Annotated in this window: 15 protein-coding genes; 4 read left to right on the forward strand and 11 right to left on the reverse strand. The window is 61.9% G+C overall.

The window, feature by feature from the left end:
- Positions 1–41 precede the first annotated feature (41 nt).
- The 4 genes from B7O88_RS00345 to B7O88_RS00360 all read right to left on the reverse strand — a co-directional run bounded on the left by B7O88_RS00345 (position 42) and on the right by B7O88_RS00360 (position 5,665).
- Positions 42–2,960 carry a valine--tRNA ligase gene (locus B7O88_RS00345; RefSeq protein WP_088273196.1) on the reverse strand — a complete coding sequence of 973 codons (2,919 nt, stop codon included), beginning with the start codon at positions 2,958–2,960 and terminating at the stop codon, positions 42–44.
- A 188-nt stretch (positions 2,961–3,148) separates the two neighbouring features.
- Positions 3,149–3,640, reverse strand: a complete 492-nt coding sequence (locus B7O88_RS00350) for a hypothetical protein (RefSeq protein WP_088273197.1) — start codon at positions 3,638–3,640, stop codon at positions 3,149–3,151.
- A gap of 3 nt (positions 3,641–3,643) precedes the next feature.
- A complete protein-coding gene (locus B7O88_RS00355) occupies positions 3,644–4,075 on the reverse strand; it encodes a DNA polymerase III subunit chi (protein ID WP_088273198.1) in 432 nt (143 codons plus the stop codon).
- A gap of 96 nt (positions 4,076–4,171) precedes the next feature.
- Entirely contained in the window at positions 4,172–5,665 is a 1,494-nt protein-coding gene (locus B7O88_RS00360; protein ID WP_088273199.1) for a leucyl aminopeptidase, read from the reverse strand.
- 151 nt (positions 5,666–5,816) lie between these two features.
- Between B7O88_RS00360 and lptF the strand changes: the two genes are divergently transcribed.
- Positions 5,817–6,920, forward strand: a complete 1,104-nt coding sequence (gene lptF / locus B7O88_RS00365; RefSeq protein WP_088273200.1) for an LPS export ABC transporter permease LptF — start codon at positions 5,817–5,819, stop codon at positions 6,918–6,920.
- Entirely contained in the window at positions 6,907–7,968 is a 1,062-nt protein-coding gene (lptG, locus tag B7O88_RS00370) for an LPS export ABC transporter permease LptG (RefSeq protein ID WP_088273201.1), read from the forward strand. The genes lptF and lptG overlap by 14 nt, the downstream gene beginning before the upstream one ends.
- A gap of 97 nt (positions 7,969–8,065) precedes the next feature.
- On the opposite strand, the gene B7O88_RS00375 is transcribed toward lptG, so the two are convergent.
- The 6 genes from B7O88_RS00375 to folM all read right to left on the reverse strand — a co-directional run bounded on the left by B7O88_RS00375 (position 8,066) and on the right by folM (position 10,979).
- Complete coding sequence (locus B7O88_RS00375; protein WP_088273202.1) at positions 8,066–8,560, reverse strand: RDD family protein; 495 nt, start codon at positions 8,558–8,560, stop codon at positions 8,066–8,068.
- Between the two features lie 3 nt (positions 8,561–8,563).
- Positions 8,564–8,905 carry a HopJ type III effector protein gene (locus B7O88_RS00380; protein ID WP_088273203.1) on the reverse strand — a complete coding sequence of 114 codons (342 nt, stop codon included), beginning with the start codon at positions 8,903–8,905 and terminating at the stop codon, positions 8,564–8,566.
- On the reverse strand, positions 8,902–9,204 hold the full coding sequence (locus B7O88_RS00385) for a DUF1244 domain-containing protein (RefSeq protein WP_088273204.1): 303 nt from the start codon (positions 9,202–9,204) through the stop codon (positions 8,902–8,904). The genes B7O88_RS00380 and B7O88_RS00385 overlap by 4 nt, the downstream gene beginning before the upstream one ends.
- A gap of 103 nt (positions 9,205–9,307) precedes the next feature.
- Positions 9,308–9,682, reverse strand: a complete 375-nt coding sequence (gene folX, locus B7O88_RS00390; protein WP_088273205.1) for a dihydroneopterin triphosphate 2'-epimerase — start codon at positions 9,680–9,682, stop codon at positions 9,308–9,310.
- A gap of 2 nt (positions 9,683–9,684) precedes the next feature.
- Entirely contained in the window at positions 9,685–10,248 is a 564-nt protein-coding gene (folE, locus tag B7O88_RS00395) for a GTP cyclohydrolase I FolE (RefSeq protein ID WP_088273206.1), read from the reverse strand.
- Positions 10,249–10,265: 17 nt separating this feature from the next.
- Positions 10,266–10,979: a dihydromonapterin reductase gene (gene folM, locus B7O88_RS00400; protein WP_088273207.1), complete on the reverse strand. Its 714-nt coding sequence runs from the start codon at positions 10,977–10,979 to the stop codon at positions 10,266–10,268.
- Positions 10,980–11,177: 198 nt separating this feature from the next.
- Between folM and B7O88_RS00405 the strand changes: the two genes are divergently transcribed.
- Positions 11,178–12,095 carry a MerR family transcriptional regulator gene (locus B7O88_RS00405; RefSeq protein ID WP_160003117.1) on the forward strand — a complete coding sequence of 306 codons (918 nt, stop codon included), beginning with the start codon at positions 11,178–11,180 and terminating at the stop codon, positions 12,093–12,095.
- 5 nt (positions 12,096–12,100) lie between these two features.
- Here the strand turns inward: B7O88_RS00405 and B7O88_RS00410 are convergent, their stop codons facing one another.
- On the reverse strand, positions 12,101–12,532 hold the full coding sequence (locus B7O88_RS00410) for a PAS domain-containing protein (protein WP_088273209.1): 432 nt from the start codon (positions 12,530–12,532) through the stop codon (positions 12,101–12,103).
- Positions 12,533–12,674: 142 nt separating this feature from the next.
- On the opposite strand from B7O88_RS00410, the gene B7O88_RS00415 reads away from it, so the two are divergent.
- The gene (locus B7O88_RS00415) at positions 12,675–13,127 is read left to right on the forward strand and encodes a flavodoxin domain-containing protein (RefSeq protein ID WP_088273210.1); all 453 of its coding nucleotides are present in this window, start codon (positions 12,675–12,677) and stop codon (positions 13,125–13,127) included.

Raw genomic sequence — 13,127 nt, forward strand, 5'->3', positions numbered from 1 at the left:
CAGGGAAGCAGTGCCGCTCGGAGAGCGGCACTGTCAGGGGGTTACAGGCTGGCGATACGGGCGCGCTGTTCGCTCAGCTGAGCCAGTGCCTGCTCGGCGTCGGCCAGCTTGGCGCGTTCCTTGTCGATCACCGCAGCGGGCGCCTTGTCGACGAAGCCGGCGTTGGACAGCTTGCCGCCAATCCGTTTGACCTCGCCGTCGAGACGGCCGATTTCCTTGTCCAGACGCGCCAGCTCGGCGGTCTTGTCGATCAGACCGGCCATTGGCACCAGCACTTCCAGTTCGCCGACCAGCGCGGTGGCAGCCAGCGGCGCCTCTTCGTTTTCGGCCAGTACCTGCACGCTGGACAGCTTGGCCAGCTTCTTCAGGAAGGCTTCGTTTTCCGTCAGGCGGCGAATGTCTTCGTCGCTGGCCTTGCGCAGCATGACTTCCAGCTCCTTGCCGGGTGCTACGTTCATCTCGCCGCGGATGTTGCGCACACCCAGAATCAGCGATTTCAGCCACTCGGCATCGCCTTCGGCGCCGGCATCGATGCGGCTGTTGTCCGCTTCCGGCCAGGGCTGCAGCATGATGGTCGGGCCGCTCTTGCCAGCCATCGGCGCGATACGCTGCCAGATTTCTTCGGTGATGAAAGGCATGAACGGATGGGCCAGCCGCAGGGCGGCTTCCAGCACGCGCACCAGGGTGCGACGGGTGCCGCGCTGGCGCTCGGCCGGCGCGTTCTCATCCCACAGCACCGGCTTGGACAGCTCCAGATACCAGTCGCAGTACTGGTTCCAGATGAACTCGTAGAGCGCGTTGGAAGCCAGGTCGAAGCGGAACTGGTCCAGCTGACGGGTGACTTCTGCTTCGGTGCGCTGCAGCTGGGAGATGATCCAGCGGTCGGCCAGGGTCAGCTCTACGGCCTCACCGTTAACGCCGGTGTCCTTGTCTTCGCACTGCATCATCACGTAACGCGCGGCGTTCCAGATCTTGTTGCAGAAGTTGCGGTAGCCTTCGACGCGGCCCATGTCGAACTTGATGTCGCGGCCGGTGGAGGCCAGCGAGCAGTTGGTGAAGCGCAGCGCGTCGGTGCCGTAGGCGGCGATACCGTCCGGGAATTCGGCGCGGGTCTGCTTCTCGATCTTGGCGGCCAGCTTGGGCTGCATCATGCCGCTGGTGCGTTTCTTGACCAGTGATTCGAGGTCGATGCCGTCGATGATGTCCAGCGGGTCGAGCACGTTGCCCTTGGACTTGGACATCTTCTGGCCCTGACCGTCGCGCACCAGACCGTGCACGTATACGGTCTTGAACGGGATCTGCGCCGTACCGTCGTCATGCTTCATCAGGTGCATGGTCAGCATGATCATGCGCGCAACCCAGAAGAAGATGATGTCGAAACCGGTCACCAGTACGTCGGTCGGGTGGAAGGTCTTCAGTGCTTCGGTCTGTTCCGGCCAGCCAAGGGTGGAGAAGGTCCACAGGCCGGAGCTGAACCAGGTGTCGAGCACGTCTTCATCCTGGCGCAGCACGCCCAGGCCACAGGCGATGGCGGCATTCTTGAGTTCGTCCAGGGTTGGCAGCTCTGCTTCCGCTTCACGGTCGTTGCTTTCCAGCGCCTTGCGGTAGGCTTCTTCTTCATCACGGCCGACGTAGACGTTGCCGGCTTCGTCGTACCAGGCCGGGATGCGGTGGCCCCACCACAGCTGACGGGAAATGCACCAGTCCTGAATGTCGCGCATCCAGCTGAAGTACATGTTCTCGTACTGCTTGGGCACGAACTGGATGCGGCCGTCTTCAACCGCAGCAATCGCCGGCTCGGCCAGCGGCTTGGTGGAGACGTACCACTGGTCGGTCAGCCACGGCTCGATGACCACGCCCGAGCGGTCGCCTTTGGGCACCTTGAGGGCGTGCGGTTCGATCTTTTCGAGCAGGCCGAGGGCGTCGAAGTCTTCGACGATCTTCTTGCGCGCGTCGAAGCGATCCAGGCCGGCGTAGGCTTCCGGCAGGGTAGCGTCGATGTCGTTGTTGACGCTGCCGTCGACGTTGAACACCTGGGCGCGGGCCAGCACGGCGGCGTTCTTGTCCAGCACGTTGATCAGCGGCAGGCTGTGGCGCTTGCCGACTTCATAGTCGTTGAAGTCGTGGGCCGGGGTCATCTTCACGCAGCCGGTGCCGAATTCCGGGTCGCAGTAGTCGTCGGCGATGATCGGGATGCGGCGACCTACCAGCGGCAGCTCGACAAACTTGCCGATCAGCGCCTGATAGCGTTCGTCTTCCGGGTTAACCGCAACCGCGCTGTCACCCAGCATGGTTTCCGGGCGGGTGGTGGCGACGATCAGATAGGTCTTGCCATCGGCGGTAGTGGCGCCATCAGCCAGCGGGTAGCGCAGGTTCCACAGCGAGCCCTGCTCGTCGTGGTTTTCCACTTCGAGATCGGAGATCGCGGTGTGCAGCTTCGGGTCCCAGTTGACCAGGCGCTTGCCGCGGTAGATCAGACCGTCCTCATGCAGGCGCACGAAGGCTTCCTTGACCGCCTCGGACAGGCCGTCGTCCATGGTGAAGCGTTCGCGGCTCCAGTCTACCGAACTGCCAAGGCGGCGAATCTGGCGAGTAATGTTGCCGCCGGACTCTTCCTTCCATTCCCAGACCTTTTCGAGGAATTTCTCGCGGCCCAGATCGTGGCGGCTGACGCCCTGTGCAGCGAGCTGGCGCTCAACAACCATCTGGGTTGCGATACCGGCGTGGTCGGTACCTGGCTGCCACAGGGTGTTGCGGCCCTGCATGCGGCGGAAGCGAATCAGCGCGTCCATGATCGCATTGTTGAAGCCGTGGCCCATGTGCAGGCTGCCGGTCACGTTCGGCGGCGGCAGGGCAATGGTGTAGGACTCGCCCGAGCCCTGGGGAGCGAAATAGTTGTTCTGCTCCCAGGTCTGGTACCAGGAAGTTTCGATGGCGTGGGGCTGGTAGGTCTTGTCCATGGGTGTCGTGGCTATCCGGCTGTTCAGGAGTGGCAGGCGCTGGGGACGCGGCAGGCGTCGAGCGCGCAGGAAAAGCCGCCATTATAGCGGGCGGAGGCGATCAAGGCCCAGCCCGTCGGGCGAGACTGGACCGAATAATTGTATTGCCGGCGGTTTTGGTGCTCGCCCTGTGCAATAACGCTGGCGGGCTACTTGAGCTGCTCGCGAACGATCTGCTGCAGCCGGCTCTGCATGCGCTTGCGCAGCTCTGCTTCGATGGTTGGAATCAGGTCGTCGATCACCCCTTGCAACAACAGCTGGGCCTCTGACTGCAATCTCGCCTCCAGGCGCATCTCGCGGGCACTGCTGGTGGCGGGCAACGGCTGGCTTTGGGTCTGCTGGGTCAGCAACTGGTCCAGCTGCATGCGCTCTTCAGCCAGTCGCGCCAGGGAGGCGTAGGGCAGAAACGGATTATGCGACTTGCTGATCGGCGCCTGGGGTATCGGCGGCTCTGCAGGGTCGACCGCACTCAGTGGTGGCTCGTTTGGATTGAGGATGACATCCCGCAGCAACGGAATATCCATCTGGCCATCGACCGCTGCGGCGTCCGCTGCTGCCTCGGGATGTTCATCCAGCAGCGTGCGGATCGATTCCAGATCTTCCAGCAGCCGTGACGGCTCCGAGGGATCGCGCTGCTTCATGGTTCATCCTGCTGTCCGAATGGGGTGGGAGTTCAGAGGATAGCCCCGTTCACGGTACAAACGGAAGCGGTCGCGCGCGGGCAGGCGCACCGGGTCGTGTTCGATGACAATTTCTGCCAGACGCTGGAAACGGCTGAAGAACGGCGGCGGCTGGTCCGAGAGGTTGATCAGCAGGTCGTTATAGCTGCCTGGCTGGTCTGCCCAGCCACAGGCGACCGGCTCTTCCGGACCTTCGCCGAGCACGACATGGGGCACAAAAGCGTCGCGTCGGAACGACCACAGCAAGTCGTCGACCGTGCGCGTGGTCGCTTCGTCCGGACAGTGCAGGTATACCTTGTGGCCCTTGTGCCAGGCCTTGTGGGCCAGGCGGCAGGCGTACGCCAGCCGGGTGTCCGGCTGGTCGCTGGAAAGCAGATAGAAATCGATGCGGGTCATGGGGGGTAGCTTCAAGCTTCAAGCCGCAAGCTGCAAGCTAAAACCGCAACACCGGCTCGGTTTGAGGCTTGTCGCTTGCAGCTTGTGGCCGCTTTCTCAGGCGAGCGCCTGAGAAAGCAGGTATTGCATCAACAGCGGAACCGGTCGGCCGGTGGCGCCCTTGTCCTTGCCGCCGCTGATCCAGGCGGTGCCGGCGATATCCAGGTGTGCCCACGGGTAGGCCTTGGTGTAGCGCGACAGGAAGCAACCTGCGGTGATGGTGCCGGCCTTGGGGCCGCCGATGTTGGCCATGTCGGCAAATGGGCTGTCGAGCTGCTCCTGATATTCCTCGAACAGCGGCAGTTGCCAGGCACGGTCACCGGCACGGGTGCCGGCATCCAGCAACTGCGCGATCAGCTCGTCGTTGTTGCCCATCAGGCCGGAGGCGTTGCTGCCCAGGGCGACAATGCAGGCGCCGGTAAGGGTGGCGATGTCGATCACGCTGGCGGGCTTGAAGCGTTCGGCGTAGGTCAGCGCGTCGCACAGCACCAGGCGGCCTTCGGCATCGGTGTTGAGAATTTCAATGGTCTGGCCGGACATGCTGGTGACGATGTCGCCGGGGCGCGTCGCGGTGCCGCTCGGCATGTTCTCGGCCGAGGCGATCAAACCAACCAGATTGATCGGCAGCTGCAGGCTGGCGACCGCCTTGACCACGCCGAGCACGGTTGCGGCGCCGCACATGTCGTACTTCATCTCGTCCATGGTCGCGGCTGGTTTGATGCTGATGCCGCCGGTGTCAAAGGTGATGCCCTTGCCAACCAGAACATGCGGTTTGTCCTTGGCCTTGCCGCCGTTGTAGCTGATGCGGATCAGTTTGGCCGGCTCGGCGCTGCCGGCGCTTACCGCCAGCAGGGCGCCCATGCCGAGGGCCTTCATGGCTTTCTCGTCGAGCACTTCGACTTCGAGTGTCTTGTGGTCCTTGGCGAGCGCCTTGGCCTGGTTGGCCAGGTAAGTGGGGGTGCAGACGTTGCCCGGCAGATTGCCCAGGTCGCGGGTCAGGGCCATGCCTTCGCTGATGGCGGCGCCTTCGGCAATCGCCTGTTTGAGTGCGTCGGCGTCGGCCTTGTCGGCGGTCCACAGGCTGAGCTTTTTCAGTTTTGGTTTGTCGGCCTTTTTGCTCTTGAACTGGTCAAAGCCGTACAGATTGTCGTAGCAGGCCTCGACCAGCAGGCGGGTTTGCTCGGCGGCGGTGCGGTTCTTCACGCCGCTGGTGTTGAGCGCAAACACGGCGTCGCTCGCCGGACCAGCCTTGACTGCCGTCAGAGCCTGCTGCACCAGCTTGCGCCAGGCTCGGTCGCTCAGCGCTTCATCCTTGCCGCTGCCGAGCAGCAGCACGCGCTGGGCAGCGATGCCGGGGAGGGCAAACAGCATCAGGCTGCTGCCGCTCTTGCCACTGAGGTCGCCGTTTTTCAGCGCGGTGCTCAATTGCCCGCCGCAGGCCTTGTCCAGATCCGCCGCCGGCCCACTCAGGGTCTTGCCTTCGTTGACCGCGACAACCAGACAGCCGCATTTGATGGTTTCCAGTGCGCCGTGCTTTACGTTGAACTCCATGGTGCTCCCCAAGACAAATCGAGATGATTGGCTGATAATACGGGCAAATTCCCGTGGGTGTCTGTCGGGCTGCTGCTGGCAGACATGTCAGTCCTGCATTCTGGCCTATTCGTGCAGCCCCTTAAAGACCCCGGAGCCAAGGACCTTATCCGTGATTGTTTTTCGTTATCTGAGTCGCGAGGTGCTGCTGACCCTGACGGCGGTCAGCGGCGTGCTGCTGCTGATCATTGTCAGCGGGCGCTTCATCAAGTATCTGGCGCAGGCGGCTGCCGGTCAGCTTGACGCGGCGGTGCTGTTTTCCATCATGGCCTACCGTATGCCGGGCTTTCTGGTGCTGATTCTGCCGCTGGGGCTGTTTCTCGGCATTCTGCTGGCCTACGGGCGTTTGTATCTCGACAGCGAGATGACTGTGCTGTCGGCCACCGGAATGAGTGACCGCAAACTGCTGGCCTACACCCAGGGGCCGGCACTGCTGGTGGCCTTGCTGGTAGCGCTGTTGAGCTTCTGGGGTGCGCCGGCGGGTGTGCTCAAGACCCAGCAGCTGCTCAATCAGCAGGATGCTCTGACCGAATTCGACACACTCTCTGCCGGCCGGTTTCAGGCGCTGGGCAGCGGTCAGCGGGTAACCTACGCCGGCGGCTTGTCGGATGACCGCACCGAATTGCAGGACGTGTTCATCACCGAGCGCCGCGGTCAAGGCGAAGACGCGGTGCTGGGGGTGCTGGTGGCCGAGTCCGGTACCCAGGATCTTAATCCGGATGGCAGTCGCTATCTGGTGCTGAAAAACGGTTTCCGTTACGAAGGTCAGCCCGGTGCGGCCAATTTCCGCAGTATTTCCTATGACACCTACGGTGTGTTGCTGCCCAAGCCGGAGGTGCAGACCGAGGTCAGTGATCGTGAGGCAATGAGCACGCCCCAGCTACTGCGCGAAGAAGGTCTGAATGAGCGTGCCGAGCTGCAGTGGCGCATCGCGATTCCGTTGCTGGTGCCGATCGTCGCCTTCTTTGCCGTGCCGTTGGCGCGGGTCAATCCGCGGCAGGGACGGTTCCTTAAACTGCTTCCGGCCATTCTGCTGTATATGGCCTATCTGGCACTGCTGATCAGTGCCCGCGGCTGGATCGAGTCCGGTAAGTTGCCACCGGCGCTTGGCCTGTGGTGGGTACATGGTTTGTTCCTGCTGATAGGGCTTGGGTTCAACTGGCGTACGTTAACGGCGCCTAATCGTGCCCAGGGAGGTGCGCATGCGGCGGCTTGATCGGCATATTGGCAGCGCTGTACTGCTCAGCATTCTGGTAGTACTGGCCGTGATTCTCGGACTGGATCTGCTGTTTGCCTATATCAACGAGCTGGACGAGCTCAAGGGCGGCTACGGTGCAGCGCAGGCGTTGAACTTCACGCTGCTGTCGTTGCCACGCAGGCTGCACGATCTGCTGCCGCTGGCAGCGCTGGTTGGCTGTCTGGTCGGGCTGGGGACGCTGGCGAGCAACTCCGAGTTGACTGTCATGCGTGCGGCCGGGGTCTCTATCGCCCGCATTACCCTTGCGGTGATGAAACCCTTGCTGGTGCTGATGCTGCTGGGTGTGCTGGTCGGCGAGTACGTGGCGCCCTACAGCGAAAACATGGCAGCCAGCCGCAAGGCAATCGCCGTCGGCAGTAACGAGGCGCTGCGGTCCAAGGGGCTCTGGCACCGCGAGGGCAACGATTTTCTGCATATCAATGCGGTGCAGCCCAACGGGGTGCTGTATGGCGTGACCCGTTACCGCTTTGATGATCAGCGTCATCTGCTCGAGGCCAGTTTCGCCAGTCGTGCAACCGTGCAGGAACATGACTGGCTGATGGAGGATGTGCGTGCCACCCGTTTTGCCGAGTCCGGTGAAAGCACGGTGACCGCCAATCTTGAGGAGCGCTGGAATATCCATCTGTCCCCCGAATTGCTGCGCGTTGTAGTGCTGGATGCGGATGCGTTGCCGTTGACCGGGATCTGGCAATATCAGAAGTATCTGGCAGACCAGGGGCTGGACAATCAGCCGTACTGGCTGGCGTTCTGGAAAAAGCTGTTCCAGCCGCTGGCGACGGCAGCGCTGGTGTTTGTTGCGGTGTCCTTCGTATTCGGTCCGCTGCGATCGGTGACCATGGGGCAGCGTCTGTTCACCGGAGTGCTGGTCGGTTTCGTCTTTCAGATTGGTCAGGACCTGCTGGGGCCGTCCAGTCTGGTGTTTGGCTTCTCGCCGTTGATTGCCGTGTTGCTGCCGATTGGCCTGCTGGTGGTGCTCGGGAGTTATCTGCTGCGGCGGGCCGGTTGATACCGGCTTGCCGAATTGCCGGGTTACCGCGCCAACCAGCGCGCGTCCGATATGGCGGCTGGATCGGCTTGGTTTGGCTGCTGCAAGGGCTGACGAATCAGTCCTTGAAGGTGCCCTTGGGCAGGGTGACCAGTCGGGTGCCTGAGGCGATGTCATGCCAGCTGCGCGACTCGCCGTCCCACAATTGCCAGAAGAATCCGAGCCCGCCGCAGACCCATGACAGCTGGGCTACGGCGAGACGAATCAGGGCCTGACGCCCGGTGATGGACTTGCCGTCGGGCTGCTGCAGGCGAATACGCCAGGCCTGCATGCCGAGCGACTGGCCCTTCTTGGTCCAGAACCAGCTGTAAAAGCCGATGGTGATGACAATCACGATCAAGGTAAGAACAGGATCGCCGACGTAGGCGCCCTGTTCTGCTTCGGCGTGGGCGGCTGCTTCGCCGCTGATCCAGATGTGGACACTGAGATAGACCAGTGTGGCGACCATCAAAGCTGCCAGCAGCAGTAACAGGTCGTAGCCTGCGGCGAACAGTCGGCGGAAAATGCCGGTCGGCGGGAAATCACCGACCGGCTGCAGTTGTTTGACGGCCATGGCTCAGCTCTGCCGGCGTGTCAGTGGCGTACCGTCGAAGCGTACGGTCGCGAGGCCGCCACGCTGCAGGGCACGGATGTTGGCGTGATCACTGCCGTCGGATGTCTGCAGTACCGAACGGTAATGTTCGGCAAAGCACTGCAGTGCCTGCTCATCACTCAACCCGCGGTCAAGCGCCATCGCCAGGACTTTGCAGGAACCCTGATTCTGCTCTGCGCTGTTGTGGACCGGGCCGTTATCGAACGCGGTCGGTTGATGCTCGTAGTGGGCATCGATAAAGGCCAGAGTCTCGGCGAACTGGTGTTCAGCCCTGCCCAGACGGGCGATAAACTGCTCGGGGGTCATGCTTTGTCCTGTTTTTGCGCCTTGTCAAAGGCGGCTTTCTGTTCCGGGGTGGCTTCGGTCTGATACTTGGCCTTCCACTCGGCATAGGGCATGCCATAGACAGCTTCGCGTGCCTCATCCATGCTCAGTTCGATATCCATGTCGTCGGCGGCCGCCTTGTACCATTTGGACAGGCAGTTGCGGCAGAAACCGGCGAGGGTCATCAGGTCGATATTCTGCACGTCCTTGCGGTTGCGCAGATGGCTGACGAGGTTGCGGAAGGCAGCGGCTTCCAGTTCGAGACGCTCCTGCTTGGTCATGGTCGGGTTTCCTTCATGCAGCGATGGCGGAAGATGGCGCACCTTATTGGCACGCCGACTCTGAGCGCAAGGATAATTGCCAGCCGGCTATTGTCAATCAGCCTCAGTCGCGCGCGGCGCTGAGGGTGATGGAAACCGACTCGGCAAAACGCAGTGCATGCGGCTTGTCTACTTCAACCTCGGCGTAGCGCACCTGCTCGTGCTGCATGACGATGTCGAGCAGTTCCTGAGTCAGGCGTTCAAGCAGCGCAAAGCGATTGTCTTCGACATGCCGAATCATCGCCTTGGTGATGGTGCGATAATTCAGCGCCTGCTCGATCTGATTGACGCTGACCGCATTGGCGGCCGGATAGAGGATGGTGGCGTTGATGAGGATATCCTGCTGATTGAGGATTTCCTCTTCCTTGATGCCGATATAGGTGCGCAGGCGCAGATCCTTGATGCGGATGCGGGCCATGCCCGGCGCGAGCTGGCTCATGGTCAGTTGCTCCGGCTGATCAGTTGCAGGAATTCCTGGCGGGTATTGACCGACTCCCGGAAGGCACCCAGCATCACCGAGCTGTGCATCGACGAGTTCTGCTTCTCGACGCCGCGCATCATCATGCACATGTGCTTGGCCTCGATCACTACTGCGACGCCCTTGGCATTGGTGACTTGTTGAACAGCCTCGGCGATCTGGCGGGTCAGGTTTTCCTGAATCTGCAGGCGACGGGCGAACATGTCGACGATGCGCGCGACCTTGGACAGACCGATTACCTTGCCGGTCGGGATGTAGGCAACATGGGCCTTGCCGATGAACGGCAGCATATGGTGCTCGCACAGCGAGTACAGCTCGATGTCCTTGACGATCACCATTTCGTCGTTGTCGGAGTCGAACAGCGCGCCGTTGACGATCTCGTCCAGCGACTGGTTATAGCCGTGGCAGAGAAACTGCATGGCCTTGGCGGCGCGCTCCGGTGTGCCCTTGAGGCCATCACGCTCCGGCTGCTCTCCAAGGTTGGTGAGGACGTCGAGGTAGTTTTTCGTCAGTTTTTCCAGGCTCATGTCGTGGTCTCTTCGGCTTACTTGAGATGCCGGCCGCCGTTCAGTGGCAGGCAGCTTCCGGTGATATAGGGGTTATCCATCAGAAAGCGGATGGACTGGTAGACGACATCCGGACCGGGCTCGATGCCCAATGCCGATTTGCTCAGTGCGCGCGCGCGGTAGTCGGCATCGTCCTCGGGGTTGAACATGATCAGCGCCGGGGCAATGGCGTTGACCTTGACTGCAGGGGCCAGGCTGGCAGCAAAGGAGCGGGTCAGCCCTTCCAGGCCGGTCTTGGTGGCGCAATACCCGATATGGCGTGCGCTGCCCTTGCGGGTAACATCATCGCCAAGATGGATGATGTCAGCGGCTGCGCCGGGAACAAACAGATTGCGGCATTGCTGATTGATCAGGTAGGGCGCCTGCATATGCACCATGAACATCTGCTGCAGGGCGCTGGCACCCTCGCTGTCGTCCAGCCACAACGACGCGTTGTGGATGATGGCGCGCAGGCGCGGGGCGCGATCCTGCAGCTCGTCGATGAAGCGCTGTATGCCGTCGGCCGTCGAAAAGTCTGCCAGCATCACCTCAAGGGCTTCGGGCAAAGCCGAGCGCGGCTGGCGACAGGTAATGATGATCCGGTAGCCGTCGGCGACAAAGCGTTCGGCACAATGCAGACCAATTCGCCGGGCGCCACCGGTGATCAGGATGGTATCGGGCGCCTGCGGTGTGTTCGGCAAACGGCTCTGCATGGGTTAGGATCCTCGGTGCGCAGCGAGTAAGGCGCATCTGGTTCGATTCGAGGTGAGGATCTTAGCACGCTCTTGTGCGTTGGTCGTACAACTTGATGTAACAATTCGGTACCTGGTGGCTGTTCGTGTACAATACTGGTACAAGTTGTCCTACCAGACCCTCGGATCGCGATGGCGACCTCCCATGGACATGACGCGATGAATGAAGCAGCTGACGGCGAACAGCCAATGGCCCTCGAAACCCTTTACCCGATCCGTGAAGTTGCGCGGCTGACGGGTGTCAATCCTATCACGCTGCGGGCCTGGGAGCGCCGCTACGGGCTGCTGGTGCCGCACCGTACTGACAGCGGCCATCGGCTTTACTCGCAAAGAGACATTGAGCGTGTCCGCTCTATCACCAATTGGATAGCCAAGGGCGTTGCGGTCAGCAAGGTTGGCTCGATCATTGACCGCGGGGAAGCTGATGCGCCAGGCCCGGAGGTGACGCCGGCGGTATCGACAGCGCTGGAGCAGTGGCAGGAACGCCTTGAGGAGACGCTGCAGGCTTTCGATCTGACCCTGCTCGAACGTCGCTATGAGCAGTTGCTGGCCGCCATGCCGATGGCGTCAGCGCTCAACGGTGTGCTGTTGCCGCTGCAGCAGCGACAGCGCCGGGGCAGTGCCGAGGCAGTGCTGCTGGACGGGTTGTTGCGTGGGCGGCTGTTGCAGAGGTGCGCCCATCGGGAGCCGGGGCGGTCGCTTGTGTTGCTGGTCAACCTGCAGGGTGCCGAGGTCGAAATGGAGGCCCTGGCGATGGCCGCTCTGCTTGTCGAGGCACAGGTAAACGTGGGCTTTCTCCCGACGCTGCCGGACACCGCCAGTCTGTTGCAGGCAACAGCGCGTGCGGGTTGCAGGATCCTGGTGCTGTTCAGCGAGGCACCACTGGACTCTGCACTGCTGCAGCGTCAGCTGTTATTGCTGAATCAGCATCTGGAGTGCGAGATGGCGCTGGCTGGTGGGTGTTGCGCGCTGCAGGCCGAAGCGTTCGCCGCAGCCGGTATGCACAGTCTGGGAGGGATGGATCGGGAGTTGGGTAGCCGTCTGCAGCTGCTGCTGTCGGGACACTTTGACAGCTGACCGGCTCAGGTTGCCGCGCGCAGGGCGTCAAGTTCCTGTTCCAGTTCCTTGACCCGGCGCTCCGCTTCTACCCTTGCCGTTACGTCCTTCTGGATGCCGATGAAGTAGGTCAGCTGATCGGCGTCATTGAGCACGGGCGTCACGGACAGTTCATTCCAGAACAGGCTTCCGTCCTTACGGTAGTTGCGCAATGTCACCCGGCAGGGGCGTCCCGCGCTGATGGCGTCGCGCATCTGGTGCAGAGCCTCCTGATCGCGATCATCACCCTGCAGAAACCGGCAGTCCTGGTAGAGGATCTCGTCGGCACTATAGCCGGTAAGCGCCTCAAAGGCCGGATTCACGTAGATAAGGATGTTGTCGTCTCCTTCCTTCTCGGCAACGACGATGCCGTCGTTGGAGGCGTTGACGACGAGCTGCAGTAGCTTCGCGTTGATCATGCGGTATCCGTCCGGGTTGCGTGTTGGCCCATTCTATAGCAAGGTCCGGGGCTGTCCAGCGGCAGCATAGGGCCGCCACTACTCTGTTTGTCTGTCTCGGGCATAATGCGGCATCGAAATAATGGTTGGGGGATTGGGAATCATGCATCTGGTGATCATCAGCGGTTCGGTATTCGGGACCGCGAATCTGGTAGCGGACGAAGCGCAGACTCTGCTGGGCAATGCCGGTGTGCAAGTCAGTCGTCTGCAGCCGCTGACATTGGACGCCCTGCTGGCGCTGGCCCCGGATGCACTGCTGGTATGCACCTCAACCACGGGAATGGGTGAATTGCCTGACGCCCTGGTGCCGCTGTTTCACGAAATGCGTGACCGCTTCCCGCTGCTGAACGGCAAGCCGTTTGGCGTGATCGCGCTCGGTGATTCGGCTTACGGCGATACCTTCTGTATGGCAGGTGAGCAGTTCCGCGAGCTGCTGCTGGAGCTGCAGGCCAGCGAGGCGCTGGCGATGCTGCAGCTGGATGCCAGCGAAACCGTGACCCCGGAAACCGACGCCGAGCCCTGGCTGCAGGAGTTTGCTGCGTTGCTGCGTGGCTGA

Origin of the sequence: Halopseudomonas aestusnigri, assembly GCF_002197985.1 — a bacterium.
GTDB lineage: Bacteria > Pseudomonadota > Gammaproteobacteria > Pseudomonadales > Pseudomonadaceae > Halopseudomonas > Halopseudomonas aestusnigri.

What these genes read in the sequence shown, in the direction of transcription:
- B7O88_RS00375 (WP_088273202.1), bottom strand. Translation starts at nt 8,560, where the DNA reads ATGGCCGTCAAACAACTGCAGCCGGTCGGTGATTTCCCGCCGACCGGC.
- B7O88_RS00385 (WP_088273204.1), bottom strand. Translation starts at nt 9,204, where the DNA reads ATGACCAAGCAGGAGCGTCTCGAACTGGAAGCCGCTGCCTTCCGCAAC.
- lptG (WP_088273201.1), top strand. Translation starts at nt 6,907, where the DNA reads ATGCGGCGGCTTGATCGGCATATTGGCAGCGCTGTACTGCTCAGCATT.
- B7O88_RS00410 (WP_088273209.1), bottom strand. Translation starts at nt 12,532, where the DNA reads ATGATCAACGCGAAGCTACTGCAGCTCGTCGTCAACGCCTCCAACGAC.
- B7O88_RS00405 (WP_160003117.1), top strand. Translation starts at nt 11,178, where the DNA reads ATGAATGAAGCAGCTGACGGCGAACAGCCAATGGCCCTCGAAACCCTT.
- folM (WP_088273207.1), bottom strand. Translation starts at nt 10,979, where the DNA reads ATGCAGAGCCGTTTGCCGAACACACCGCAGGCGCCCGATACCATCCTG.
- B7O88_RS00360 (WP_088273199.1), bottom strand. Translation starts at nt 5,665, where the DNA reads ATGGAGTTCAACGTAAAGCACGGCGCACTGGAAACCATCAAATGCGGC.
- folE (WP_088273206.1), bottom strand. Translation starts at nt 10,248, where the DNA reads ATGAGCCTGGAAAAACTGACGAAAAACTACCTCGACGTCCTCACCAAC.
- B7O88_RS00380 (WP_088273203.1), bottom strand. Translation starts at nt 8,905, where the DNA reads ATGACCCCCGAGCAGTTTATCGCCCGTCTGGGCAGGGCTGAACACCAG.
- B7O88_RS00415 (WP_088273210.1), top strand. Translation starts at nt 12,675, where the DNA reads ATGCATCTGGTGATCATCAGCGGTTCGGTATTCGGGACCGCGAATCTG.
- folX (WP_088273205.1), bottom strand. Translation starts at nt 9,682, where the DNA reads ATGAGCCAGCTCGCGCCGGGCATGGCCCGCATCCGCATCAAGGATCTG.
- B7O88_RS00355 (WP_088273198.1), bottom strand. Translation starts at nt 4,075, where the DNA reads ATGACCCGCATCGATTTCTATCTGCTTTCCAGCGACCAGCCGGACACC.
- B7O88_RS00350 (WP_088273197.1), bottom strand. Translation starts at nt 3,640, where the DNA reads ATGAAGCAGCGCGATCCCTCGGAGCCGTCACGGCTGCTGGAAGATCTG.
- B7O88_RS00345 (WP_088273196.1), bottom strand. Translation starts at nt 2,960, where the DNA reads ATGGACAAGACCTACCAGCCCCACGCCATCGAAACTTCCTGGTACCAG.